Below are 1,959 nucleotides of genomic sequence, written 5' to 3' on the forward strand. Positions count from 1 at the left end.
AATCTGCCACTTCTTTCATCAATTCTTCGATTTCATCTAGCTTTGTTAATTTTGCTTCATATATGCATATTTCGTTAAACATAAAACACCTCCATAAATTCTGATTTCACTCTCAGAATACAGGAAAATCTACTAACTATCAATATTAAGTTGCCGATGTACTGTTAATTATGTAAATCTACTACAATGGGTTTATGGTTATAGTACACTTCAACCAGACGTGTCTATATCCATCTTATTGCTTAAACTGTTAGAATAGAGAGAGCAACCTCCCCATGAGCTGAACCCCAAATGTTAGACAAACATTCTAACAGGAGGGGTTAATTTTATGTCTTTTACATGCAAACAAAAAATGCAAGCAGTAAATTTAGTCACTGAAGAAGGATATTCTTACAAAAAAGCAGGCGATGTTATTGGCGCTTCAAAAACGATGGTCATTGGTTGGGTCAAACTAGTAGAATTACATGGCGTAAAAGGACTTGAAAGGCGGGCATACACAACATATTCTGGTCAATTCAAAGTAAATGTTATAAGATATATGCATGATAATCATTTATCCTGCCATGCTGCTTCAATACACTTTAATTTGTCAAAAACTCAAGTTCAGCGGTGGGAGCGTATCTATTTTGAGGAAGGAGCAGAGGCCTTGTCTTTAGAACGACGAGGATGCTCAAGAAAAGGCATGCCAAAAAAGAAAAAAGATTTCGTAGAGCACGATGATTTAATGAAAGAACTTGAGTATTTGCGAATGGAGAATGATTACTTAAAAAAACTCAAGGCCTTAGTTCAAAAGCGATCCCTGCAAAACGAGCAGAGCAAATCGAAGTCATCCAAGAGCTAAGGCAGAAATATCCATTGATGGCACTTTTGCAATTAGCAGCTATTCCTAAAGCAACTTACTATTATTATGTACAAAGAAATCGCAAAGAGGATAAATACAAAGAATTAAAAGAAAAAATTAAAAGTATTTATAAAACAAATAGAGGGGAGTACGGCTACCGTAGAATTACTTTGGAGTTACAAAACCAAGGTATTATTGTAAATCATAAATTAATATTAAAACTGATGAAAAATCTCGGTCTACAAGGGAAAATGCGTCGCAAAAAATATAATTCTTATACTGGTGATGTTGGCCGGGCTGCACCTAATATAATTTCCAGGAATTTTAAAGCAGATAAACCCAACCAAAAATGGACAACGGATGTTTCCGAATTTTCTATATCTGCCGGAAAGCTATATCTATCTCCTGTCTTAGATATGTTTAATGGTGAAATCATAAGCTATCACATGGGATGTAGTCCAAACTTCAAACAGACGATGCAGATGCTTTCAAATGCAACGAATCGTTTTCCTGATTTATCAGGGCTGATCTTACACTCGGATCAAGGTTGGCAGTATAGACAATTAGAGTATCAGTATAAATTAAAAAAGAATAAGATTATCCAAAGCATGTCACGAAAAGGGAATTGTTTAGATAATGCAATAATGGAAAACTTCTTTGGGATAATAAAAAACGCAATGTTTTATGACCAAGAATACAAATATCGCACGTTAGATCAATTAAAACTTGCAATTGAAGAATACATAGACTACTATAACAATAGACGAATTAAGTTAAGATTAAAAATGTCCCCGGTAAGCTACCGGGAACATTTCGAAAAATCTATCGCTTAATTATATTAAATTTCGTCCAATATTTGGGGTTCACTTCACCCATCCAAAGTTTGGTTTCCTGCACAGAACTGATGTCACTGTGCTTACAAGCTTATGATAACCCTGTTGGTTGAAGATTACTACCCTGTTACTCAGGATTTTTACGATAATACAATTGCCAGACTGCAATTCCATCAGCTCTCTTGCTCCTGTGGACATTTCGGGTGTTTGACCATACACGGTTATTACTTCCGCAGCCTCAAAACCGGTGTTTCTAAAACAACCCTTCATATTTGCCGGGTCAAG

The 1,959-nt window shown here is 35.5% G+C and carries 3 protein-coding genes; 2 read left to right on the forward strand and 1 reads right to left on the reverse strand.

Features of this window, described 5'->3' with window-relative positions; translation table 11 throughout:
* Positions 1-328 precede the first annotated feature (328 nt).
* On the forward strand, positions 329-841 hold the full coding sequence (locus RTP52_RS20165; RefSeq protein WP_312373172.1) for a helix-turn-helix domain-containing protein: 513 nt from the start codon (positions 329-331) through the stop codon (positions 839-841).
* Positions 820-1,674: an IS3 family transposase gene (locus tag RTP52_RS20170; RefSeq protein ID WP_312373177.1), complete on the forward strand. Its 855-nt coding sequence runs from the start codon at positions 820-822 to the stop codon at positions 1,672-1,674. Before RTP52_RS20165 ends, RTP52_RS20170 begins: the two co-directional genes overlap by 22 nt.
* A 30-nt stretch (positions 1,675-1,704) precedes the next feature.
* Here the strand turns inward: RTP52_RS20170 and RTP52_RS20175 are convergent.
* The coding region (locus tag RTP52_RS20175; RefSeq protein ID WP_312373175.1) for a hypothetical protein at positions 1,705-1,959 on the reverse strand (255 nt) is incomplete at its 5' end.

The sequence above is a fragment of the Lachnoclostridium sp. genome (genome assembly GCF_031997925.1).
Classification (GTDB): Bacteria; Bacillota; Clostridia; order Lachnospirales; family Lachnospiraceae; genus Lachnoclostridium.

Excerpts from the sequence above, each read along its gene's own strand:
- RTP52_RS20165 (WP_312373172.1), top strand. The coding sequence starts at position 329 with ATGTCTTTTACATGCAAACAAAAAATGCAAGCAGTAAATTTAGTCACT.